Genomic DNA, 23,984 nt, shown 5'->3' on the forward strand with positions numbered 1-23,984 from the left:
ATGAAGGGCCTGAAGTTCAGAAGCAAGAAGGCGGCCGCCTTCGGCTGTTACGGCTGGAGCGGCGAATCCGTCAAGGTGATCCGGGCACAGCTCGAAGCGGCGGGATTCCAGGTCGTGGACGACGGCCTGCGCTGCCTATGGAACCCGGACGCCGATAGCATCGCAAACTGCGTCGAATACGGAAAGAAGCGGATGTTCTTTACGACAACAAGTCAATGCTTAAAGTATTTGAAAAGGCGTCCTTTCCGATCAATGCCGTCATCAAATACGGGGTTTACAAACTGGAAATACCCTTCAAAAAAACATGGTTACCCTTGCAGCATTGATGCCCTCGTCAAAAGTCGAAAAATAGCTGCTTTGTCATTGCAAACGTTGCGCAACAATCCCGTTGAATTCTCAGGGACGAAGTGATAGCGGAGCCATGCGTCTGATGTTTTTTAATTTATTCAAAAATAGAGGAGATCGATAATGAAATATTTGCGAATGCCTGTTTTTTGCCTTTTAGTGCTGCTGTTTTTCGTACAGTTTTCCTGGGCGAAAGACAACTACCGTATTGCCGTTTTGCCTTTTTCTGTCCATAGTGCCGAAAATATTGATTATATCAGACAGGGCACTGAGGATATGCTGCTATCGAGACTTTCCCTGAATGAAAAGATGACGATTATCGGGAAGGATACGCTCCAGCCCTTGATAAAAGAAATAGCGGGGCAGGAGCTCACCGCTGCAGGCGTATCAGCTCTCGGCAAAAAGCTGAATGCCGATTATGTGGTCTGGGGAAGTCTCACAAAAATCGGCGCGATAATAAATATTGACGGTAAATTGCTGAATGCGGCAAACAGTTCTACCGATGTAAATTTCTCCGCGCAATGCAGCCTTGACGACATAATCCCCCGAGTCAACGATTTTTCGGAAAGAATAACAGCGCAGATATTGGGCGTTCAGCCTCTGGCTGCCGCAGGTCAGCCGACCACAAATGAAATCATTGTCTCCCGCAAGCCCTCCCCAACGGCAAAAAGGGAATCTGAAATCATTTCGGCAATGGGAAAAGGCAAGAAGGGCACATTTACTTCCTCGATTAACCCCTACTTTATCAACGCCGAACAGCCGCTTGACCGTAAAACCTTTTGGAAAAGCCAGCAGTTTTCCAATGAGTTCAGGGGAATTGATATCGGGGATGTAAACGGGGACAAGCTGAACGAAACGGTCTTTATCGATACCAAAAATATTTTTATCTATCAAAAAAAAGGCGACTCCTTCAAACTCCTCCAGCAAATTGCCGGGAAAAAGTATGACAATTATCTCAGCCTTGATGTTGCTGATATCAACGGCAACGGGATCAAGGAAATAATCGTGACGACCTATTCGGGGCAGGAGATTATTTCTTTTGTGATGGAATACCGAAACGGCAAGTATGAAACTATAGCCACCAATCTCCCTTGGTTCCTGCGCGTAATCCAGAATGGCGATTCCGAGCCAGTTCTTTTGGGACAGAGACGCGGTCTGGAAGAACCCTTCGACACGCCTATTTATGAAATTTTCTGGAGTGACGGAAGGTACCAGGAGCGAAAGAGAATGAATATTCCCCAGGGGCTTTCCATATACGGGCTTACCATGGACAAACTGGGCGCGAGCGGTGCGGAAAGGATAATCGCGTTAAACAGTGACGATTATCTCTGCATCTTTGAACAGACTACACAACCTCTGTCCAAGGTCTTGGTCTTTGGCGGCAGTGAGGAATTTGTCTGGAAGAGCGAGGAGAACTTTGGCGGAAGCAACACCTCTATCGAGCCCGTAAACATAACGCATTCGGGAGAAGCGGACAACCGGACTTATTTCATAAATTCGCGAATCATTACCTACGATACCAACAGAGACGGCAAACGGGAGATCATTATCCCGAAAAACATCTCTTCCTCTTCGCGGATGTTTCAGAATCTGAAGTTGTTTACGAGCGCCGAGGTATATGACCTCGAATGGGATGGTCTGGGAATCGTGGAAAGCTGGAAAACCAAAAAAATCAACGGTTATGTAGCCGACTTCCAGTTTAAGGATATTGATAATGACGGGGAAAACGACATCGTTCTCGCCCTTGTTCTGTCCACGGGCGGGGCAATACGAGAGCGCAGCGTCATCGTTTCTTATTCCTTGCAGGGCGAATAAACAACGAAGGGTTGACATTTGGCGGGAACTGCTGTCGGGCCTTTTGAAGTAAAAAATGCAAAGATGCAAGAAGCACATTGTGACGCAGTCATAACAAATCGGAAACCGATTTCTGCTTAGGGGAGGCCAAGGAGCCCATGAAATTCTTATCCATTAACCGCCGGGTGTTGGCGCTCTTGGCAGTCGTCGTGCCGCTGCTGGCCCTGTTGATCTACGTGGCATTGCGCTCCGGGCCGCTTGCGCCCATCCCCGTGACCGTGACCACCGCGGAAAGCCGTTCCATCGCACCGGCCCTGTTCGGCATCGGCACGGTCGAGGCCCGCTTTACCTATCGCATCGGACCAACGGTTGCCGGTCGGATCAAACGGGTGGAGGTGCAGGTGGGTGACAGGGTCCAGGCGGGGCAGTTGCTTGGTGAAATGGACCCTGTGGACCTCGACGACCGGGTCGCTGCACAGGATGCCGCGCTCAAGCGCGCCGAGTCGGGTGTGCTGGCCGCCGAAGCCCAGGTACGGGAGGCATCGGCGCGCAAGAGCTATGCCGAAAATCAGGCAAGCCGCTATGAACAATTGCTGCAGGCGCGATCCGTGAGCGAAGAGGCGGTTGAGGGCAAGCGTCAGGAACGCCAGGTGACCGAGGCGAGTTTCGCCGCCGCCCGAGCGAACCTCGATGCCGCGCGCCAGGAGTCGGCGCGGATCCACGCCGACCGCGGGGGGCTGATCCAACAGCGCGCCAATCTGCGCTTGATTGCACCGGTCCGCGGCCTGGTTGCAGCGCGGAACGCCGATCCCGGCACCACTGTGGTCGCCGGTCAGTCGGTAGTGGAGGTGATCGATCCCGCGGGTCTGTGGATCAATGTGCGCTTCGATCAACTGCGCGTATCGGGTCTGCGCACTGGGCTGCCGGTTCAGATCGTGCTGCGCTCGCAAGAGGGGATTCGATTTGCAGGGCGCGTACTGCGCCTGGAGCCGATGGCCGATGCGGTCACTGAGGAAACCCTGGCCAAGGTGATTTTCGATGCATTGCCGAAAAGGCTGCCTCCCGTCGGTGAACTGGCCGAGGTCACGGTTGCGATGTCCGTGTTGCCGGAGACGCCTGTGGTGCCCAATGCCAGTGTGCAGCGGGTCGCCGGCCGTCTTGGAGTCTGGCTGATCGAAGAGGACAAACTGCGCTTCGCGCCGATCAGAGTGGGCGCGACCGACCTCGACGGACGGGTGCAGATCCTCGAAGGGATCAAGGCGGGCGAGCGGGTGGTCGTTTACAGCCAGCGCGCCCTTGGACCCCGCAGCCGCGTCAAGGTTGTTGAGCGCCTGGAAGGGGTTTCGCCATGATCAGTCTTGCAGGCCGCGACATCCTGAATTCCTGGGGGAAGTTTGTCTTTACCGGCGTGGGGCTGGGGCTGTTGATCGGCGTGACGCTGACCATGGCCGGCGTGTACCGCGGCATGGTGGACGACGCCAAAGTGCTGCTCGATAACAGCGGCGCCGACCTCTGGGTGGTGCAGCAGGACACCCTCGGCCCCTATGCCGAGCCGTCCAGCCTCTACGACGACGTTTATCGCACCATTCGCGGAATGCCCGGGGTTGACCGGGCGGCCAACGTCACCTATCTGACTATGCAGGTACGGCAGGGCGAGCGCGACGTACGCGCCATGGTGGTGGGCGTCGTGCCCGGCGGCCCCGGCGAACCCGGGCAGCCCGGCTATCTCATCGCTGGTCGGCAAATCACGCGCAGCCACTATGAGGCCGTCGCCGATGTCGCCACCGGATTTAAACTTGGCGAGCGCATCCATATCCGCCGCAACCACTATGCGGTGGTCGGGCTGACCCGGCGCATGGTCTCCTCCGGCGGCGACCCGATGGTGTTCATCCCGCTCAAGGACGCGCAGGAGGCGCAGTTCCTCAAAGACAACGACGCCATTGCCCAGCAGCGCCGCCGAACTGCCGGGAACCCGGCCTTCAATCGTCCTGGGACGCCGGGTCTTCTCGATGCGGTGCTTGCCTCGCAAAGTGTCAACCCTTACATCAATGCGGTGCTGGTGCAGGTCAAGCCCGGCTTCATCCCCGAGGAGGTGGCTGAACCGATTAGGCGCTGGAAGCGCTTGCAGGTTTATACCCGCGTACAGATGGAAGAGATCCTGATCGGCAAGCTGATTGCCACCGCGGCCAAACAGATCGGCATGTTCCTGGTGATTCTCGCCATCGTCAGTGCCGCCATCGTTGCCTTCATCATCTATACCTTGACTCTCGGCAAGATCCGCGAGATCGCGGTGCTCAAACTAATCGGCACCCGAAACCGCACCATCGCCTGGATGATCATGCAGCAGGCGCTGGGCTTGGGTTTGATCGGCTTCGTCGTGGGAAAGATTGCCGCCACCTTCTGGGCGCCGATTTTTCCAAAATACGTGCTGCTCGAACCGGGCGATGCGCTGCTCGGCTTCGCCGGCGTTTTTGTGATCTGTGCCCTGGCGAGCGTCCTGGCCATCCGCGCCGCCCTCAAAGTGGATCCGGCGGAGGCGATCGGTGGCTGACGTGCTCGAAAAAGGGATCCGCATTGAGGGATTGCGCAAACGCTACGGAAAGGGCGACACCGCTGTCGATGCGCTCAAGGGGGTGGATATGCAGGTCGCCCCCGGCGAGGTGGTCGGGCTGATCGGTCCGTCGGGCTCCGGCAAGAGCACCCTGCTCAAATGCCTGGGCGCCGTGATCGAGCCGACCGCCGGGCGGATGACGCTGGGGGAAGAGGTGATCTATGACGACGGCTGGAAGATTCCCGATCTGCGCGCCCTGCGTCGCGACAAAATCGGATTCGTCTTTCAGGCGCCCTACCTGATCCCGTTCCTCGACGTCACCGACAACGTGGCTTTGCTGCCCATGCTGGCCGGACACCCCAATGCCGAATCCCGGAAGCGCGCGCTGGAATTGCTTGAAGCGCTGGACGTGGCGCATCGCGCCAAAGCCATGCCGTCGCAACTCTCCGGCGGCGAACAGCAGCGTGTCTCCATCGCCCGGGCGCTGGTCAACCGGCCACCGGTGATCCTCGCCGACGAGCCGACAGCGCCGCTGGACAGCGAACGGGCCTTGGCCGTGATTCGCATTCTCAATCAGATGGCCCGCCAATACGAGACCGCCATCATCGTCGTGACGCACGACGAGAAGATCATCCCGACCTTCAAGCGCATCTACCACATCCGGGATGGCAAGACCCAGGAGGAAGCCGGCGAGGGGCGGGCGTTCGAATGAGAACCATGCATTTTTTAGAAACGGAGTCGTCCATGAAAACACCTAGCCGCACACGCCCCATGGGCGCATTGCTTCGACCGGCCTGCTTGGTCCTGTGCGCGGGAATACTGGCCGGATGCGTCGTCGGTCCCGACTTCCAGCGACCCGAGCCGCCGCCGGTTTCCGGCTACACAGCCACGGCCCTGCCTGTGCAAACCGCTTCGGCCCCCGGCAGCCTGGGCGACGCCCAGCGCTTTGTCGCCGGCGGGGCAATCCCCGCCGCCTGGTGGCAGGAATTGGGTTCGGAAAAACTGAATGAGCTGGTACAACAGGCGCTGCAGTCCAGTCCCACACTGGAAGCGGCCAAGGCCACGCTTCGGCAGGCGCAGCGAACCTACGAGGCGCAGGCCGGATCATCGCTGTACCCTCAAGCGACCGGCAAACTGGGTGGACAGCGCCAGAACATCAACAACGCTCCCTCCGGCCAGGAGGGTGGGGAACGTACGTTCGATCTGTACAACACCAGCGTGGGTGTGAGCTACAACCTGGACCTGTTTGGCGGCAACCGCCGCGCCCTTGAAGCTCTTGCCGCTCAGGCGGACTACCAGCGCTACCAGCTCGAAGGTGCGCGCCTTACACTGGCGGCTAATGTGGTGACGACAGTCATCCTTCAAGCGCAACTGGCCGTGCAAATCCAGGCCAGCGAGACCATTCTTACAACGCAGGAAGCACAACTCGCCCTGACGCGCCGGCGTCTCGCACTCGGCGCCGCTTCTCAAAACGACGTCTTGCCGCTGCAAATCCAGTTGGAGCAGATCCGTGCCGGCATACCACCGCTACGCAACCGGCTGGAGCAGACAAATCATCTGCTGGCGATGCTCATCGGCCGGCCGCCGGGGAGCACCGCCATGCCGCAATTCGCCTTGGCCGATTTCATCCTGCCGACCGAATTGCCGCTTCGCGTGCCCTCCGAACTGGCGCGGCGGCGTCCGGACATTCAAGCTTCTGAAGCATTGCTGCACGCCGCCAACGCCCAATACGGCGTGGCCGTGTCCAAACAGTACCCGCGGATTACACTCAGCGCCGATCTTGGATTTCAAGCCCTCACTGCCGCCAGTCTGTTCGGCAGCGGCTCACTGGTCTGGGGGCTTGCGGGACAACTGGCGCAACCCCTCTTCAACGGAGGACTTCGAGCCGAAGTGCGTGCCGCCGAATCGGGATTCGACGCCGTCGCGGCCAACTATCGCCAGACCGTTCTGCAGGCGCTGCGCAACGTGGCCGATGTGCTGCGCGCACTCGACAACGACGCTCAGACCCTGGCGGCGCAAGCCGCCGCTGATGCATCAGCGCAGGAATCACTGCAACTGATGCGAAAACAGTATGCCCTGGGCGCAGTCAGCTATTTACAACTTCTCATCGCGCAGCAGCAAGCGCAGCAAACAGCCATTGCCCTGATCGCGGCAAGGGCTCAGCGCCTGGCCGACACCGTCGCATTGTACCAAAGCATGGGTGGCGGATGGTCGCACGACGAAGCGATTGCCAGACCAGGCGAGCTACCTGGCGCATCGTTGACAGATTGATTCAAAATCTCCAAACGGCGAAGGATAAGCAGGCTTAATAATGAAAAAATCAGGCGCTAAATGGCGGCATTACGGTACTGGGGGAGGGATGATCCTTCTTTTTATGGTACTGTTGTTTTTTCGCCTGGATATTCCGGATAAAATTTTAAAAGGGTTAGAGAAACAGACGCTTGTCACTAATATATCCTTCTCAAGCGGCGAGGTCTGGATGGAGATAACCCAAAACCAGAGAAAAATAGGTTATGCCTTGCGGCGGCAGGTGCAAACGGAGAAGGGGAGTGAATTTTCCGAGGATATCTTCATGAAAGTCAATACCATGGGAGTCATCCAGCCGGTAACTATTCACACCCAGGCGAATCTCAAGCCGGGAGGCGAGCTGTCCAGTTTTCAGTTCGCCCTTGGCTCGAACCTGTTTAAATTTGCCGCTGTGGGAACGATTGAAAATGGCAAAATGTCGGTTCGTATGGGCGATGACAACAAACAGAAGGTTTTTCCGATCCCGGCCCCCGTCTATTTAGGAGGCTCTGTAATCGCGGCCGCCGGGCGTGGAGAGCTGAAACAGGGTGAGCAGAGAAGCTTTCCGTTGTTTGATCCCGCCTCTTTGTCCAGCCGGGAGGTTAAGATAACGTCCCTCGGGGAAGATAAACTGACGGTCAGGGGAAAGGCAGTTTCGGCAAGAAAGCTGGCTCTTGATTTCATGGGGATGAAACAGGTTGCCTGGGTTTCTCCTGATGGGGTTGTCCTGCGCGAAGAGGGGATACTGGGGATCGTATTGCAGGAGGTTTCAAAAAAGGAGGCGCTATCCGGTCTTGATGACGCGGCCGGTTCCGATTTCACCACTGCCGCCGCAATCCCTGTGTCCCCGCCGATTGATGATGCCCCCGGCTTAAAGATATTAACCGTTCGTCTTCATAATCTTTCCGCCGGACATTTTCTGCTTGAGGGCGGGCGCCAGACATACCGTGATGGACTTCTGACCGTCCATCACGAGAAACAGCTCAAGCAGATGTACCCATTTCCAAGTGTGTCAGAAAATCCTGATCTTTATCTGAAAGAGGCGCCGTTTATTGAGGCGGATAATCCGAAAATACGGCGTAAGGTTTCCGAAATTGTCGCTGCCTCCGATGACGAGATGACGAAAGCTGAGAAACTGGTAAGATGGCTGCATAAAAACATTGCCAAGCGGCCGGTTCTTTCTGTGCCGGACGCTTTGCAAACACTGGAAAACATGGTCGGAGACTGCAACGAGCATGCAGTTTTACTGGCGGCGATGGGAAGGGCGGCCGGACTGCCGACGGAAATCGAAACAGGTCTTGTTTACATGCGCGGCAGCTTCTTCTTTCATGCCTGGAATGCCTTCTATATAAAAAAACTGGGCGGCTGGGTCACCGCGGATGCCACTCTCGGCCAGATGCCTGCGGATGTGACGCATTTGCGTTTTGCCCGTGGTTCTCTTGAGAAGCAAATGGACATGACTGGTCTGATCGGGAGATTGAAATTGGAGATCGTGAGAATGGGAAGATGATCGAACTGACAAATCTGACAAAAAGATATGGGCGCAACCTGGCCGTTGACCATTTGAACCTGACCGTAGAGAAGGGGGAGCTCTTTGGCTTTATCGGGCCCAACGGCGCCGGCAAGACGACCACCCTGCGCATGATGGCGGGAATCCTCGGCGCAACAGAAGGAACCATAGCAATTGCCGGGATCGATGTTGCGCAATATCCTGAAAAAGCAAAGAAAATCATAGGATTTATTCCGGACAGGCCCTTTCTCTACGAGAAGCTGACCGGGAGGGAGTTCATGGGTTTTATCGGCGATCTCTATGGAGTTGCCGAAGAGGACTTCCCTGAAAGAGTTAATGAGCTCCTGCAGAATTTTTCCCTCTACGATTGGGGCGATCATCTCATCGAGGCATATTCGCATGGGATGAAGCAGCGGCTTATCATCGCCTCGGCGCTTTTGCACAAACCGGAAATAATTATCGTTGATGAACCGATGGTAGGTCTGGATCCGGCCGGGATCAGAGTGGTCAAGAACATCTTCCGGGGCTTGGCCGCAAACGGCGTTACCATTTTTATGTCCACCCATACGCTGGAGATAGCAGAGGATCTCTGTGACCGGATCGGAATTATCCACCAGGGCCGGATGATCGCCCTCGGAACCACCGGTGATTTAAGGGGAACCGCCCGCCTGAACGAGGGGGATCTGGAGGAGGTATTTCTCCGGCTTACCCAAAAAAGCGAAGGGGAGGGGGCTTCATGAAAGAGATATGGCTGTTGCTTCTGCCGCGCTGCCTCTCTTTCAAAAACGCGGGCATTTCCCAGAACGGGGGAAACCGTCGCCGGCGGATGCTGATTTTTACCTTTATTGGCATCCTCTTCTGGACAGGCGTGTTCATTGCTTTTTATCGAGTGCTGACATATTTTCGAGGCATCGAGGAATTCGGCGATATACTTGCCCAGAAGCTGCTTTCGATGGTGATCATGACCATCTTCTCGCTGCTTGTCTTCAGCGGCATAGTCGTCTCCCTCTCCAAACTCTACCTGAGTCGCGACCTTATTCTTGTGCATTCTCTGCCGGTAAAACGCGAAAAGATCTTCCTCGCGCGCTGGATAGAAAGCGTCATCGACAGTTCCTGGATGGCGCTTTTCTTCAGCATGCCGGTTTTTCTTTCGTATGGCATTGTTTATAAGGCGCATGCATTTTATTATCTGACGGCAGGCATGACGATGATCTCACTTTGCATCACCGCCTCGGCGCTGGGAGTCTTTCTGGTATTGATGGCAGCTTATATTCTTCCCGCCGGGAGAATTCGCGCTCTTTTCGTTTTCCTGGGGCTGCTTTTTGTCGTCGCGCTGATCGTGGCCTTTCGTCTGATGCGCCCGGAAAGGCTGGTTAATCCGGAGAGCTTCGCCAGTCTTATTTTGTATTTGAAGGAGATGCAAACAGCCGGCTCGCCGCTCCTGCCGACAACCTGGGCATTTGACAGCCTGACAATGGCACTGGAAAATCTAAAGGGGAAGGCCCTTTTTCATCTGGCTCTCTGCTGGAGCTGCGCGGGGGCGCTTTACTTTATCGTCAACTGGACGGCTGGGGTTGTTTATTTTAGCGGATATACAAAGGCGCAGACAGCGTCGGCAAGGCTTCTTATCCACAAAACACTTATCTCTCCCCGGCGTCAGCGACTCTCCGGAATGATTGCCAGACCCGTCAGGGCGATGGCAGTAAAGGAAGTCCGGACCTTTTTCCGCGACCAGACTCAGTGGACGCAGCTTTTTTTGATCGCTGCCCTGATTATTATCTATCTTTACAACTTTTCCGTTTTGCCGGTAAATCAGGCAAAAATCCGAACGGTGTATGTACAGAATATCTTCTCTTTTTTGAACATGGGACTGGCAGCCTTCGTTCTGACGGCAATAGCGGCCAGGTTTGTTTATCCGGCTGTGAGTTGCGAGGGAGATGCCTTCTGGATCATCAGGGCGGCGCCCGTTGAACTGCGCAAGTTTCTCTGGGTAAAATTCCTAGTATATTATATTCCGCTGGCAGTTCTAAGCGAGTTTCTTATCGTTATTTCGAATATTCTTCTTCAAGTTGCGCCATTTATGATGGTTTTATCGGTTGTGACAATTTTTCTTGTGACACCGGGGATTATTGCTCTGGGAATAGGACTGGGCGCTGCATACAATGATTTTCATTCCGAAAATCCCGCTCAGTCGGTCACCAGTTTTGGCGGACTGCTGTTTATGCTGATTTCCGCTGGGTTTATCGCGGCGGTAATTATCCTTGAGGCAGGGCCCGTCTATCAGTTTTTTATGGCGGACATTCAGGGCAGAAGACTTGCCACTCTGCAATGGGTATGGCTGGCAGGCTCCTTCTTCATGGTCTCACTGATCTGCGTGCTGACGGTCATTCTGCCTATGCGTCTCGGCGAAAGGCGCCTGAATGGTTAATCAGGCGTGTTGCCGCTTAGGTGGCATTATCGCTTGCCTTCAGGCGAACGGCCCTTTTATAATGGTTTTTATAGTAAGAAGAATTGAGGCTGTCCACGCGGACTCCCTTGTTTTGCGAGGCAGCATGGACAAATTTATTTCCGCCGATGTAAATGCCGACATGACCAATCCTGTTATTGTTATTGAAGAAGATAAGATCCCCTTCCACCAGGTTGCTCTTGGCAACTTCGATGCCGACATGGGATTGTTCGGCAGCCGTTCGCGGAAGATCAATGCCGAACAACGAATATATTTTCTTGACAAAACCGGAGCAGTCTATCCCCTGGACAGAAGACCCGCCCAAACGATAGGGGGCGCCGAGGAAGGCAAGCGCTACCTTGACGAGCAGTTGCTGTTCATCAGGGGTGTTCCATTCGCCCAGCAGTTCCCTTTTTTCGTTATCGCCAATAACCGCTTCATTTTTTTCAGGTAGGTCGGAGAGAGCGGCAAGATTGATATCCTCTTTTTCGTTCTCTATGCTGGGTTGGGCATCTGTGAGGTTCCCGGCAGACGGCTCCGTTATTTTTTTCGTATTATTTTCTTTATCTAAAGCAATTTTTTGTCCGATCTCTATGCGGGTCGAGGAGAGATTATTGATTCTTCTCAGCTCCTCCGCGGAAACGCCGGTTTTTGCTGCTATCCGGGAGAGGGTATCCCCTTTTTTAACAGAGTAAAACTCAGCTTTTCTCTTTGGGGACAGATTTGCAGTTTCCAGTTCTGCTTTTGCAGAGGGTATAATCAAAGTCTGTTTTAGATTGAGTTTGCTGTTTTTCAGGTGATTGGTCTCTTTAAGGGCAGTTACTGTGACGGCGTTTTTCTCGGCGATTGACGATAGGGTGTCGCCGCGCTGGACCTTGTATTGCTGCTTGGCAAGGGCATTTCCGGATAACAAAATTAGCGCAAATAGAATGCCCAGTGCAATCCGTGGCAAATCAATCCATTTCATAAATATCCCTCCCGGCCGATCCGAAATCGCTACTTATTTGTTGATATTGCTGATATTTTCAACGCATTATCATAGATATGCTTAAATGTTTCGTTCGCTTCTATCGAAATTGTGAAATAAAGTCAAATTAATTTTATAAGGCATGTTGAAACATGGCCTGGCCGCCGCCGCTAAAAACTCCTTGACACCGAGTGCGGCTGAGGATAAATCTCGCAAAGGAAAGATAAGGTTAAGTTGCGACTATTGTACAAATTCATTTCAAAAGGGGCGGCATTATGAATCCTGTGGATGTGGCTACGCTCCTTTCACTGCGTGAAAATGAAACTGCCCAAATAATAGAGATCCAGGGCGGAGCGCTCCTGGAAACAAAACTCAAAGCCATGGGTCTTTACAAGGGCAGGAATATCGTGAAGCGTTCGCCGGCCGATTCTAAGGGACCTTCCATTGTTGAAGTAATGGGGACAAGTCTCGCCTTAGGTCAGGGCATGGCGGCCCAAATTATTGTAAAAATACAACCGCGCAAGTTGATGCTGGCGGGCAATCCCAATGTCGGCAAGAGCGTCGTTTTTGCCCGTCTGACTGGACTCGAGGTCATTTCTTCAAATTACCCAGGTACAACCGTTGAATATACCTCCGGGCACACTGTTTTGGCAGGAGAGCGTTTCACCATTATCGATGTGCCGGGGGCTTACAGTCATCAGGCGACAAACAAGGCGGAGGAGGTCGCTTCCGGTTTGCTTGCCGGCGAAGACAAGTCCCTTATTCTAAACGTAGTCGATGCCACCAATCTGGAACGTAATCTTTTTTATACACTTGAGCTATCTTCACTGGGCGTCCCCATCATCATTCTGCTGAACAAGTGGGATATAGCCAATACTCACGGCGTGAACATCGACACAACCATTCTGCAAAAACATCTGGGGATAAGGGTTATTCCTTTTGTGGCGACTACCGGAGAGGGGATTGCCGAACTGAGAGCCGCCATGGATGATTTTAAAAAGGGGCTATTGTCTCTGCCTGCCCAGCCTCCCGAAAACGCCGACGACCGCTGGAAATTGATTGGACGCATCACGGCGGAATGTCAGAAAATAACTCATCGTCATGCCACATTTCTCGAAAAAATGCAGGATGCGACCTCGCGTCCTGCTACCGGGCTGCCTTTCGCAGCCCTCGTCATGTTCGCCGTTTTTCTGATAATACGCTATGCTGGGGAAGGGCTTATCAATTATCTCCTCGACCCTCTTTTTACAAAAGGGTGGATGCCGCTTCTGAATCTTTTGCTGGACGGCCTCGACGACGGGTTTATTAAGACAATACTTATGGGCGCTACTCCGGAACCGATGCAGTCCTTCGGGCTTTTGACGACCGGGCTCTACATACCGCTCGTAACGGTGCTCCCATATATAGTTTCCTTTTACTTTGTTCTCAGTCTGCTGGAGGATGTTGGTTATCTGCCGAGACTGGCGGTTCTGCTCGACAGTTACATGCACCATCTTGGTCTGCACGGTTACGGGACGATCCCGCTCATGCTTGGCCTTGGATGCAAGGTGCCGGCAATTCTGGCGACGCGAGTGCTGGAAACAACGCGCGAGAGGGTTATCGCGACGGCGCTTACCCTGTCTCTTGCCCCCTGCATGCCGCAGACAGCGATGATCTTCAGCCTGCTTTCCCCTTATCCAGTAAAATACACGCTTACCGCTTTTCTATCGATAGCTTTGGCCGGAATTATCAGCTCGTTTATTCTCAGCCGGATGCTGAAAGGGGAAACGCCTGAACTTTTTATTGAGATTCCCCCGTATCAGATTCCTTCCGCTTCCATTCTGGGCAAGAAATTATATTTCCGCTTAAAGGATTTTATCGTCGAGGCGGTCCCGATGATCATTTTCGGAGTCCTGCTTGTCGGTCTGCTGGAGACTGCTGGTTTACTGAAGGGGCTGTCGCAGTTTTTCAAGCCCGTGGTAACGGGCCTGCTCGGGTTGCCCCCGGAAACGGTATCCGTACTGACGCTGGGGTTTCTCCGCAAGGATGTATCCATAGCCCTGCTTATCCCGTTTAATCTGGCCCCTGGCTCGATCGTGGTTGCAAGTGTCTTTCTCACTCTTTTTCTCCCCTGTGTGGCGAGCTTTATGATTACCTTAAGAGAACTGGGAGCTAAAAATGCGGCACTGGTGTTTTTTTTCAATTTGACGGCCGCCGTTGTTTTCGCGTCTCTGCTGAATTTGTTTTTTGGATTGATCAACTGGTAGTTTTCCTGCGTCTTGTCGCCAATAGTCAACCGCCTATATCAGCGCCAGACTGTCGGCAATGGCCATACCGCGACGCGTCGGTTTCAGAAAACCCTCGCTGAGCTCAACAAAACCGCCCGCAACGAGCTGGTCGATCGCCGGTTTTTTTTCTTTTAGTAAATCCTGACCGTAGCGAACCCGGAACCCCTCGAGACATATTCCCCGCTGTGTCCTGAGTCCCAGAAAGAGGGCCTCCAGCCGGAGCTTTCCCGGAGTGAGCCTTTCTCGTTCCTCGACAGGCAATCGTCCTGCTTGCAGTTCTTCGATGTAGGAGGCGACGGAGGTGCGGTTCCAGCTCCGTTCGCAGCCGGAAAAAGAGTGGGCGGATGGTCCTAACCCGAGGTATGGTATGTGGTTCCAGTATTTTTGATTGTGACGCGACTCTCTGCCCGGAAGAGCGAAATTCGAAACCTCGTACTGGCGATACCCCTCCCTTTCAAGCAGTTCGGCTGTGCGGAAAAAGAATTCCGCCTGCAGTTGTTCGTCGGGAAGAACGACCCTGCCTTGGGAAACAGCTTGCGCAAAAGGCGTTCCTTCCTCAATGGTCAACTGGTAACAGGAGAGATGTTCGGGATGGAGGGAGATCGCTTGACGGAGCGTTTCCTCCCATTTCTGTATGCTTTGTCCGGGTATGCCATAGATCAGGTCAAGGGAGATGTTCGCAAATCCGGACTTGCGGGCGGCTTTCACGGTTTCCATCGCCTGTCTGGCCCGATGGCGTCTGCCCAGAAAAGTCAGGATGTCGTCGTTGAAGGATTGCACGCCGATGCTAAGCCGATTCACGCCGGCTCGATAAAGAAATAACAACGTTTCGCGTTTAGTGTCGGCGGGGTTTATTTCGACAGTAATCTCCGCCCCCGCCGCAATGGCAAAGGAGGCGCGGGCATTCGCGATCAGATTTTCGATTTGCTGGCGAGTAAGGACGGAGGGGGTGCCACCCCCGATATAGAAGGTGTCAAAGGTTTCTGTCCAGTTTTTGTAATAATCCATCTCCCGGCAAAGGGCGTCAAGGTAGCCGTCGATCAGGGAGCTGTCGGTAATTGAGTAAAATCCGCAATAACGGCATTTGCTTAAGCAGAAGGGAACATGAATGTACAGTCCCGGCGAGAGCACTTTTATTCCGTATCTGATTTTAAAACGGAGAGGAAGGCGCTTTGCGGGATGCTCACGTTGCCGATCATCTTCATCCGTTTTTTGCCCTTTTTCTGTTTTTCGAGCAGTTTCCTTTTGCGGGAGATGTCGCCGCCGTAGCACTTCGCGATTACGTCTTTTCGGAAGGCGGAAATGGTTGTGCGGGAGATTACCTCGCCGCCGATTGCCCCCTGGATCGCAATCTTGAACATTTGGCGGGGGATCTCCTCCTTGAGCCTTTCGCATGCCTGAAGTCCGCGGGAACGGGCCCGCTCGCGGTGAACGATTTGCGACAGCGCATCCACCTTTTCCCCGTTTACCAGAATATCTAGCAAAACGAGGGTGCTTTCCCGATAATCGATGATGTCGTAGTCAAAAGAACCGTATCCCTGGGTAATGGATTTGAAGCGGTCATAGAAATCGAAGATCACCTCGGCGAGCGGCATCTCATAGGTAAGCTCGGCGCGCCCGGGGCTTGGGTAGTTCAACGTTGAGTTGACGCCCCTTTTTTCCATGCAGAGCTTCATGACGACGCCCAAATACCTCTCCGGCAGCATCATCGCTGCCCGTATGTACGGTTCCTCAGCTTTCATTATGGACAACTGATCCGGATAATGCGCTGGGTTGTCCACAAAAAATGTCGTGCCGTCCTTCAGCGTGAACCGGAAGCGGACGCTGGGGACGGAAATGATAATAGAGAGGTCGAATTCCCTCTCTAAACGTTCCTGGACGATATCGAGGTGGAGAAGACCGAGGAACCCACAGCGGAAACCTTGACCAAGCGCCGCGGAAGAATCCTTTTCATAGATGAATGAGGCGTCATTGAGCTTGTATTTTTCCAGAGAATCAGACAGATCGGAGTAATCGTCAGCGGCGATCGGATAAATTGAGGCGAAAACAACCGGTTTTACCTCCTTGAAGCCAGGGAGTGGTTTTTCGCAGGGACGATTTTCGAGCGTTATCGTGTCGCCGGTGCGCACATCCGAGACCGTCTTCACGCCGGCGATAATGTAGCCAACATCCCCGGCGCGGAGGCTTTCCCTTTTTACCCGCTGGAGCAGAAAATGGCCGACCTCTTCAACCCTGTACGAAGAATTGTTATAAACAAAGCGGATAATGTCTCCGGCCTTTATGGTTCCATCAAATATCCGGCAATGGATAACCGTTCCCCGGAAGGAATCGTATTTTGCGTCAAAGATCAACGCGGCAAGCGGCGCATCCGGATTGCCCTGCGGCGGGGGAACACGAGCCACAACAGCTTCAAGTATCTCCTCTATGCCGATACCCATTTTTGCTGAACATTTCAGGTGGTCGGTCGCATCCAGCCCCAGTTCCGATTCGATCTGCTCGATTACCCTGTCCACATCCGCGGACGGCAGGTCTATCTTGTTGATGACGATGATTATCTCCAGATTGTGTTCCATGGCCAAATAGAGGTTGGCCAGGGTCTGGGCCTGCACCCCTTGCGCGGCGTCGATGAGCAGCAAGACCCCTTCGCAGGAGGCCAGCGAGCGCGACACTTCATAGCTGAAATCTACGTGACCAGGGGTATCGATCAGATTAAGCGTATAATCAATGCCGTTCTTGGCCCGGTAGGGTAAAGAAACTACCTGGCTTTTGATCGTAATTCCCCGCTCGCGTTCTATGTCCATATTGTCGAGTATCTGATCCTGAAAATTGCGATCCTCGACAATGCCGGTAAACTGGATAAGCCGGTCGGCAAGGGTTGACTTGCCGTGGTCGATATGAGCTATAATGCTAAAATTTCTTATGTTGTCCATTATATGTGTGTATAGTGTCTCTGTTTATTTGCTTTGCCTCACGACTTTCATGAAACGCTCAATCAGGCGAGCTTGGGGAGGAGTGACGCAGAGACTTCCTCTACGCCGGGCGCTCCGTCAACTTCTATTAGAGTAGTGAGACTCCTGAAATAATTGATCGCGGCAAGTGTTCCCGATTTCTTGTCGTAGTAGATGTCGTGACGTCTGTCAATCGCCGCCTCGTCCTGATCATCGGCCCGGACGCCCAATTGGTCGGAACCGCAGATACGGCAATGCAATTTTCCCTCTTTTTCGATGGGTTTTATCGCGTCAATGAAGATATTGTTGGGGTGATTGTTGTCAACCGCGCAAATACGTCGTCCCATGATCCGTTTCTTGGCGATCTCACGGGGAAGGACTATTTCGATAACATAATTGAGTTTTATTCTGGCTTCATTCAATGCATTTGCAAGGGCTTTGGCCTGGGTCAGATTGCGGGGAAAGCCGTCGAGCAGCCAACCGTTTTTGCAGTCGCTTTCCTGCAGACGATTGAGGATCATTGGGACGGTTATCTCATCGGGCACCAGCTCTCCCCGCTCAATAAATTCTTTGGCCCTGTTCCCCAGATCTGTCTTTTTCTTGATATTCTCCCGAAAAATGACCCCTGTCTCTATGTGCAAAACGTTGAACTTTTTTTTAATGGAAGCACCCTGGGTACCCTTGCCGCTTCCATTAGGTCCAAAAATCAGCATGTTCATAGTATCACACCCCCTGTTTGATAATATTTTGTTGCTTCTTGATACTTTTTGTAGATTCAAAAGGCACTCAATTTTGCCGACCCCAATACTGCGGAGTTGAGAAGATAGTCGCCACTCTTGCAGGGGCAGTTTTAGAGCAGAACACGGTAAGTTGCCTGAAAAACAGCGGGACATTAGTGCAAGAAGGAAAAAATGTCAAGTAAGAACAATTATAGGGGTGTGCGACAAATTTATGGGTAACAATTTCAAGCGGCGGCCCGATGCTCCCAAAAATCTTCCCAGCGGTTGCTAAGAATGCTGCAGCGCAGGGCTACGATACTGTCTGCACTCTTTACGGTCCAGTGCATTCCCGATTGTTTCAAACGCTGTGCTGCCAAGGTTCTACAGCCTGCTTCCATGACTCCAGAGCCTACAAAGAACCCACGTCTCCGAAAATCCGCATACCGCATCCGCTCCTTGTTTTTCTCAAAATAACCAGCTTCCCTTTCACCTGCGGCTTTATCGTATCCCGTCAGGGATGAACAACGACTGATGGCGGCAATAACATCTTCCGGCAGTCTCTTTTTACCCATATTTTTGTCGCAGACCCCAATTATAACAACAATCGCAAATCGAAGATTAATGTTCATAATTTGTCAGGTTGACTTTTCAACGGACTGAACGTATTGAAAGAGAAAAAGAAACCTTTAACCTGCGAAATATTTTACCACACAACGGGGACATGAACGATAAATATTTACAAAAAGATAATATAAAAGAGCGAATTCGTTTACTTATCCTCTCTCGGTTATTTATCGTTACGTTTATTATGGGGATAGCCGTTTTCGCCAAGGTAAATGCGGGCGGTGAAATTTCTGATATCTACAGATCAGCTCTTTTTATTACGATAATATCCATATACATTACTTCCATTGGATTCTTTCTCGTTTTCTACTATCTCCGGAATGTTTTAATAAATATTTATATTCAAGGCATCGCTGATGTAATTGCCATAACGGCAATGGTTTACGGTACCGGGGGAATTCACAGTTTATATTCGGTTTTCTATCCTCTTGTTATAATTTATACTGTTACATTTCTTGGCCGGGGGGGAGGGTTGCTTATCGCCTCCGCAGCTGCCATATTTTATGGTTTTCTTGCTGTTCTGGAGTATTACTCTTTGATTATCCCGGCTGTGCTTACACCTTTTGATATTTATCAACCGAATGCCGGGTATGTCTTGGCAAGGGTTTTAACCCATATCATATCCTTCTATTTCACCGCCTTCCTGTCAATATTTGTTGTCGATCAGGAGAAAAAGACGAGGGCGCTGCTTGCCGAAAAACAGGATGCCTTCACCAAGCTCGACATCCTTCATAAAAGCATAATTGAGTCTATAGACGCGGGCATTATGACTGTCAATCCGGAAGGGCGGATAAAGTCTTTCAATCGTGCTGCGTCGGAGATAACCGGCTTTAATTTAAGTGAAGTTGAAAACCAAAGACTTGCCGATATATTCCCAGATTTTTTTGATTTTTCACAGAAGCAAAAGAAGGGCGCCAACAACCCCCCTTTTTTCACACGTTTTGAAGGGGTATTTAATACAAGCAAGGGGAAAAAGTTAAAGCTTGGCGCTTCACTCTCACAGCTTCGCGATCCGCAGGGCCGAATTATCGGAGAGATTATCATCTTTGAGGATGTTGCGGAGATTATCGAGATGCGGGAATCTCTGGAAAAAAGCCGCCGTCAGGCCTTTACCGGAGAAATTGCCGCCAATCTTGCCCATGAGATACGCAATCCCCTTGCCGCTATTGGTGGCTCAATACAGCTGCTGCGCGAGGATACCCCCCTTGACCATGTCAATCAGAGACTATTTGACATAATTATGAGGGGAAAGGAGCAATTGGAGAGTTTTCTAAAAGACTTTTTATTACTGGCAAGACCTGCTCCGGGTATTTGCGAGGAGGTTGAGCTGCGAAAAACAATCCTTGATGTTATTGATTCACTTCGTCTTGTTCCTGATTGGCGCCAAGCGTTAAAACTTAACCTCAGACTGCCGGAAGCCCCGTTATTGATCAATGTGAATAAAACAGAGATCAGGCAGGTTCTCTGGAATCTGACTCTGAACGCTCTTCAGGCGATGCCTGCAGGCGGAGTTTTGACCATTGAAGTTGCGTTGTGCCGGAAGAACGACGCCGATGCCGTCCAAATAAGGATCAGCGATGACGGTTGCGGCATTGATAAAATTGACCTACGGCGGATATTTGAACCTTTTTATACGACAAGGGAAGTGGGCACTGGTCTGGGATTGGCGGTAGTCAGTCGGATAATTGAAAACTGGCAGGGGACGATAGCGGTGGAAAGTGAATCAGGAAAGGGGACAACGTTTGCAATAACGTTTCCTCCTGCGCGTTCGTGCCCGGGAAAAGCGATGTGATATTGGAAGGTAACAAGCTTATGGCAATGGCAAAAATACTCGTTGTTGATGATGAGCAAGGCATGCGGGAACTGCTCGAGATCATGCTTGTCCGGGAGGGATACAGGGTTGTAACGGCGGCAGACGCAACCAAAGCGCTGCAGCGCTGCCGCAAAGAGGTCTTTGATCTGATCATCACGGACCTCAAAATGCCTAAGGTTGACGGATTAACCTTTCTGCGGGAGGCAAAGAAAATTTCTCCCGGCGTCATGGTGATCCTGATCACTGCGTACGCCTCGGCGGAAACGGCGCTCGCGGCGATGAAGGAAGGCGTTTACGACTACCTCGAAAAGGATTTTGCGATTGATGATTTAAAAAGAATCATCCGCAATGCTCTGACTAACAAAGGGGAAAAACAGAAAGACCTCCTTTTTCTGAAGGAAGTCGGCCAGCAGGTGCGCTTTGGAGAAATGATCGGGAAAAGCAGCGAGATACTCAAAATATACGCAACCATAAGAAAGATTGCGCAAACCCTCACAAATATTCTGATTCTCGGAGAAAGCGGCACCGGAAAGGAGCTTGTGGCAAGGGCAATCCATGAGAACAGTCCCCGCAACGGAATGCCTTTTGTCGTGATTAATTGCGGAGGCATACCGGAAAATCTTCTGGAGAGTGAACTATTCGGTTATTGCAAAGGCGCTTTCACCGGAGCTTACACGGATAAGCAGGGGCTTTTTGAGTTTGCCAGGGGGGGGACAATTTTTCTTGATGAGGTAGCGGAACTCTCCACGTTTCTCCAGGTTAAACTGCTTAGGGTTGTTCAGGAAAAAACCTTTCGCCGGATCGGCGGTTCCGATGACATTAGCGTAGATGTGCGCATTATTTCCGCCACAAACAAAAATCTTGCTGAAATGGTTAAAGCCGAGAAATTCCGAGAGGATTTGTACTACAGGCTAAATGTGATCCCGCTTTTTCTGCCTCCTCTCCGAGAGAGGAAGGAAGACATCCCCATTCTCACAAATTACTTTATCGAAAAATATTCAAAAGAGTTGGGAAAAGACGTAAAAACGATATCAACCTATGCAATGGAACTGCTTCTTGGGTATCAATTTCCCGGCAATATACGCGAGTTGAAGAATATCATAGAACGGAGCGTGGCTCTGGAGACATCTAACATCATATTGCCAGATAATTTGATTCTTTCCGAAAGTATAGGGAGGATAAACAGCGGAACGTCTTCCCTCGGCATTGCCGATGGCGCGGTGAATCTCAATGAGGAACTGGCGATCTGGGAAAAAAATCTGATCGAAAAGGCACTCAAACAAGCGAATGGGGCAAAGAGCAAGGCAGCGGAGTTATTAGGAATAACCTATGATTCCCTTCATTATCGCTGTGAAAAACTGGGGATATCCTCATGAATGGTAAAATTTGCTTGACATCCGGTAGTTCATGCTTTATAACGCCCGCACACAGACACGCAGACACGAGAAAAACACTCCAGCGAAATGTAGTTTCAAACGAAAACGGTTGTATTGTTTTTTTAGTTTGGCAGAGCCATGGGCAAGGGTGGTTGGCTTCCCACGGACAGTTGGTTGTCCACGACGGCAATGGTTTGTCGTGGGCAAATTTTTTTGTGATTAAAAGGAGGGCTTGAACATGAAATTATTTAAAAGAGGGTTTCTGGTTGGCATCCTTGCCATTTCTTTTCTGTGGCCGGGGATGGCGTTTTCGGAGTCTATCAAGGTAGGCGCCGCTATCAATTTAACTGGTCCGGCATCAAGCTGGGGAAAATTTCACGCTAAAGGACAGCAGGATTATTTCCGTTATGTAAATGAAGTAAAAGGCGGTGTTAACGGCAAAAAGATTGAAATGATCCTTGTGGATACAGCTTACAAGGTTCCCGAGGCGGTAGCCGCGGTTAGAAAGTTCGCCGTCCAGGACAAGGTTGACATGATCGCCACCTGGGGGACAGGGGAAGGACTCGCCGCCAAGCCGGTCATTCAGAATTACAAGATACCTACCATTAATTATTCAACTGGGTGGGAGATACTGGAAGCGCCGATAGAATATATGTACCTGCCTTTTGGCAGTTACCGCCTGGATTCCGAGGCCGTTCTTGATTACATCATGGCTGTCCACAAAGGCAAGGAACCGCCGAAGGTCGGGCTTCTCACCTACAACAATGCCTACGGACGCTCGATTCATAAACCCACCAAGGAATATGCCGCCAAAAAGAAGATAAATATTGTTGCAATTGAGGAATTTCCCGCGAAAACGGTTGATCTTTCAACGGAACTGCTGCGGCTCCAAAAAGCCGGTGCTGAATATATCTTCATTCAGATGTTGCCGGCGGCTATCATAACGGCCCTGCGCAGCGCCGATCGAATCAACTACAACCCACCATTTATCGGTACGTGGACCTCTACCGATCCGGATTTTTTCAAGATGGGACAGGGCCTGATCAGAAACCGGCTGAAAATGCAGTTCCCCGGCTGTCTGCCTGGCGATAATAATCAGGGAATAGCGCTTATGCAGGATTTGATCAAACGATACAAGACAGTCGATAAATTCGATAACGCCTATTGGGAAGGGGTTGTCGTTGGCAGCATCATGGAGCGGGCGATGGTGCGGGCTGACGAAAAATTCAAGGCCGTCAACAGCAAAACCATTAACAGTGCGATGGAATCCTTTAAAAATGAGGATTTTGGCGGCTTGATTCCAGCCGTTTCATACTCGCCTTCCGATCACGAAGCATCCTTTAGCGGGCGCATGGTTTCCGTGAATGAAGATGGTTCGTTTACGCCTCTGACGAATTTCTACGTACCGGGCAAAGAAAATGTGAAATTCCTTAAATAGTAGATGAGTATAATCTATTAATCGCGTCGCGGATGATGATTTCGATGCAGGCGAAACGGGGGAAACAGGCAGATGAAGGCGTTCAGGGGACAGCCGTCCATTTACGAAAACACAAAAAACGCCAGAAGACCGGCGGAGATTGAGATAAGGGGGCTGTCCCTTTCCTTTGGAGGCGTCAGGGCGCTGACAAATGTTGATTTGACGGTGAAGAGCGGCGAGCTCTTCGCCGTCATCGGCCCTAACGGCGCAGGAAAAACCAGCCTGATGAACTGCATCACCGGTTTCTATCATCCAGAAGCAGGCAAGATCATCTACAACGGAAAACAAATTGAAAATTTACATCCCCATCAGCTGGTAAAAATTGGCATTGGCAGAACCTTTCAGAATATTGAATTGTTTCCCGGAATGACCGTTATTTCCAATCTTTTCCTTGCCCGGCACATCCACTACCGTTACGGTTTTTTACCGGCCTGCTTTTTTTTGAAATCGGTACGTCAGGAGGAGATTGCCCACCGTCGCATTCTGGAGGAGATCATTGATTTTCTGGAAATCCAGTCCGTTCGCAACAAACCGGTCGGTTCGCTGCCTTACGGAATGATGAAGCGAATCGAGCTGGGAAGAGCGCTTGCCCTCCAGCCTGATCTGCTTGTGCTTGACGAACCGTTCGCGGGAATGAATCTTGAGGAAAAAGAGGATATGGTGCGTTTTCTGCTCGAGCTTAACAGGGCTTGGGGGCAAACCATGATTCTTGTTGAGCACGATATGGCAATTGTCATGAGCATTGCCAAAAGGATTGCCGTGCTCAATTTTGGAGAAAAGCTGGCAGAGGGAACTCCCGGTGAAATTGTCAAACACCCGGAGGTGATCAAGGCATACCTCGGTGATGATAAAATTCTCTGA

18 protein-coding genes and 1 pseudogene are annotated in these 23,984 nt (G+C 51.8%); 14 read left to right on the top strand and 5 right to left on the bottom strand.

All coding sequences use genetic code 11. From position 1 onward, the window contains the following. From M0P74_11365 to M0P74_11405, 9 genes are all read left to right on the top strand, one after another. Positions 1-411: hypothetical protein (locus M0P74_11365; protein ID MCK9364179.1), on the top strand; the 411-nt coding region annotated here is incomplete at its 5' end. Positions 412-468: 57 nt separating this feature from the next. Beyond that, positions 469-2,160: an FG-GAP-like repeat-containing protein gene (locus M0P74_11370; protein MCK9364180.1), complete on the top strand. Its 1,692-nt coding sequence runs from the start codon at positions 469-471 to the stop codon at positions 2,158-2,160. A 137-nt stretch (positions 2,161-2,297) separates the two neighbouring features. Continuing rightward, entirely contained in the window at positions 2,298-3,491 is a 1,194-nt protein-coding gene (locus tag M0P74_11375; GenBank protein MCK9364181.1) for an efflux RND transporter periplasmic adaptor subunit, read from the top strand. Then, positions 3,488-4,690, top strand: coding sequence for an ABC transporter permease (locus tag M0P74_11380; protein MCK9364182.1), 1,203 nt, complete (start codon positions 3,488-3,490; stop codon positions 4,688-4,690). Before M0P74_11375 ends, M0P74_11380 begins: the two co-directional genes overlap by 4 nt. Next, entirely contained in the window at positions 4,683-5,402 is a 720-nt protein-coding gene (locus M0P74_11385; GenBank protein ID MCK9364183.1) for an ABC transporter ATP-binding protein, read from the top strand. The genes M0P74_11380 and M0P74_11385 overlap by 8 nt, the downstream gene beginning before the upstream one ends. Continuing rightward, complete coding sequence (locus M0P74_11390) at positions 5,399-6,961, top strand: efflux transporter outer membrane subunit (GenBank protein MCK9364184.1); 1,563 nt, start codon at positions 5,399-5,401, stop codon at positions 6,959-6,961. The genes M0P74_11385 and M0P74_11390 overlap by 4 nt, the downstream gene beginning before the upstream one ends. Positions 6,962-7,001: 40 nt before the next feature. Then, positions 7,002-8,486, top strand: a complete 1,485-nt coding sequence (locus tag M0P74_11395) for a transglutaminase-like domain-containing protein (GenBank protein MCK9364185.1) — start codon at positions 7,002-7,004, stop codon at positions 8,484-8,486. Further along, positions 8,483-9,226 carry an ABC transporter ATP-binding protein gene (locus M0P74_11400; GenBank protein ID MCK9364186.1) on the top strand — a complete coding sequence of 248 codons (744 nt, stop codon included), beginning with the start codon at positions 8,483-8,485 and terminating at the stop codon, positions 9,224-9,226. The genes M0P74_11395 and M0P74_11400 overlap by 4 nt, the downstream gene beginning before the upstream one ends. After that, a complete protein-coding gene (locus tag M0P74_11405; GenBank protein ID MCK9364187.1) occupies positions 9,223-10,914 on the top strand; it encodes a hypothetical protein in 1,692 nt (563 codons plus the stop codon). Before M0P74_11400 ends, M0P74_11405 begins: the two co-directional genes overlap by 4 nt. A 16-nt stretch (positions 10,915-10,930) precedes the next feature. Here M0P74_11405 and M0P74_11410 read toward each other — a convergent pair whose 3' ends face one another. Then, on the bottom strand, positions 10,931-11,899 hold the full coding sequence (locus M0P74_11410) for an NlpC/P60 family protein (protein MCK9364188.1): 969 nt from the start codon (positions 11,897-11,899) through the stop codon (positions 10,931-10,933). 275 nt (positions 11,900-12,174) lie between these two features. Between M0P74_11410 and M0P74_11415 the strand changes: the two genes are divergently transcribed. Beyond that, positions 12,175-14,145 carry a fused ferrous iron transport protein A/B gene (locus tag M0P74_11415; protein MCK9364189.1) on the top strand — a complete coding sequence of 657 codons (1,971 nt, stop codon included), beginning with the start codon at positions 12,175-12,177 and terminating at the stop codon, positions 14,143-14,145. Between the two features lie 33 nt (positions 14,146-14,178). Here M0P74_11415 and hemW read toward each other — a convergent pair whose 3' ends face one another. The 4 genes and pseudogenes from hemW to M0P74_11435 form a co-directional block, all read right to left on the bottom strand. Further along, positions 14,179-15,297 carry a radical SAM family heme chaperone HemW gene (hemW, locus tag M0P74_11420; GenBank protein MCK9364190.1) on the bottom strand — a complete coding sequence of 373 codons (1,119 nt, stop codon included), beginning with the start codon at positions 15,295-15,297 and terminating at the stop codon, positions 14,179-14,181. Between the two features lie 2 nt (positions 15,298-15,299). Next, a complete protein-coding gene (gene lepA, locus M0P74_11425) occupies positions 15,300-17,096 on the bottom strand; it encodes a translation elongation factor 4 (GenBank protein MCK9364191.1) in 1,797 nt (598 codons plus the stop codon). A 62-nt stretch (positions 17,097-17,158) separates the two neighbouring features. Continuing rightward, positions 17,159-17,833 carry an adenylate kinase gene (locus tag M0P74_11430; protein MCK9364192.1) on the bottom strand — a complete coding sequence of 225 codons (675 nt, stop codon included), beginning with the start codon at positions 17,831-17,833 and terminating at the stop codon, positions 17,159-17,161. 245 nt (positions 17,834-18,078) lie between these two features. Beyond that, positions 18,079-18,393 (bottom strand): annotated as a pseudogene (locus tag M0P74_11435) (ISKra4 family transposase). 599 nt (positions 18,394-18,992) lie between these two features. Between M0P74_11435 and M0P74_11440 the strand changes: the two are divergent. The 4 genes from M0P74_11440 (at position 18,993) to M0P74_11455 (ending at position 23,984) form a co-directional block, all read left to right on the top strand. Continuing rightward, entirely contained in the window at positions 18,993-20,249 is a 1,257-nt protein-coding gene (locus M0P74_11440; GenBank protein MCK9364193.1) for an ATP-binding protein, read from the top strand. 20 nt (positions 20,250-20,269) lie between these two features. Further along, entirely contained in the window at positions 20,270-21,646 is a 1,377-nt protein-coding gene (locus tag M0P74_11445; protein MCK9364194.1) for a sigma-54 dependent transcriptional regulator, read from the top strand. Positions 21,647-21,884: 238 nt separating this feature from the next. Next, on the top strand, positions 21,885-23,084 hold the full coding sequence (locus tag M0P74_11450) for an ABC transporter substrate-binding protein (protein ID MCK9364195.1): 1,200 nt from the start codon (positions 21,885-21,887) through the stop codon (positions 23,082-23,084). A 72-nt stretch (positions 23,085-23,156) separates the two neighbouring features. Beyond that, positions 23,157-23,984: an ABC transporter ATP-binding protein gene (locus M0P74_11455; protein MCK9364196.1), complete on the top strand. Its 828-nt coding sequence runs from the start codon at positions 23,157-23,159 to the stop codon at positions 23,982-23,984.

The sequence above is a fragment of the Syntrophales bacterium genome (assembly GCA_023229765.1).
In the GTDB taxonomy this organism is placed as follows: Bacteria; Desulfobacterota; Syntrophia; order Syntrophales; family UBA5619; genus DYTH01.

Bases quoted from the DNA above. Each gene is read 5' to 3' on its own strand.
- M0P74_11405 (MCK9364187.1), top strand. From the start codon at position 9,223: ATGAAAGAGATATGGCTGTTGCTTCTGCCGCGCTGCCTCTCTTTCAAA.
- M0P74_11395 (MCK9364185.1), top strand. From the start codon at position 7,002: ATGAAAAAATCAGGCGCTAAATGGCGGCATTACGGTACTGGGGGAGGG.
- M0P74_11430 (MCK9364192.1), bottom strand. From the start codon at position 17,833: ATGAACATGCTGATTTTTGGACCTAATGGAAGCGGCAAGGGTACCCAG.
- M0P74_11445 (MCK9364194.1), top strand. From the start codon at position 20,270: ATGGCAATGGCAAAAATACTCGTTGTTGATGATGAGCAAGGCATGCGG.
- M0P74_11390 (MCK9364184.1), top strand. From the start codon at position 5,399: ATGAGAACCATGCATTTTTTAGAAACGGAGTCGTCCATGAAAACACCT.
- M0P74_11410 (MCK9364188.1), bottom strand. From the start codon at position 11,899: ATGAAATGGATTGATTTGCCACGGATTGCACTGGGCATTCTATTTGCG.
- M0P74_11400 (MCK9364186.1), top strand. From the start codon at position 8,483: ATGATCGAACTGACAAATCTGACAAAAAGATATGGGCGCAACCTGGCC.
- lepA (MCK9364191.1), bottom strand. From the start codon at position 17,096: ATGGACAACATAAGAAATTTTAGCATTATAGCTCATATCGACCACGGC.
- M0P74_11370 (MCK9364180.1), top strand. From the start codon at position 469: ATGAAATATTTGCGAATGCCTGTTTTTTGCCTTTTAGTGCTGCTGTTT.
- M0P74_11380 (MCK9364182.1), top strand. From the start codon at position 3,488: ATGATCAGTCTTGCAGGCCGCGACATCCTGAATTCCTGGGGGAAGTTT.
- M0P74_11415 (MCK9364189.1), top strand. From the start codon at position 12,175: ATGAATCCTGTGGATGTGGCTACGCTCCTTTCACTGCGTGAAAATGAA.
- M0P74_11450 (MCK9364195.1), top strand. From the start codon at position 21,885: ATGAAATTATTTAAAAGAGGGTTTCTGGTTGGCATCCTTGCCATTTCT.
- M0P74_11455 (MCK9364196.1), top strand. From the start codon at position 23,157: ATGAAGGCGTTCAGGGGACAGCCGTCCATTTACGAAAACACAAAAAAC.
- M0P74_11375 (MCK9364181.1), top strand. From the start codon at position 2,298: ATGAAATTCTTATCCATTAACCGCCGGGTGTTGGCGCTCTTGGCAGTC.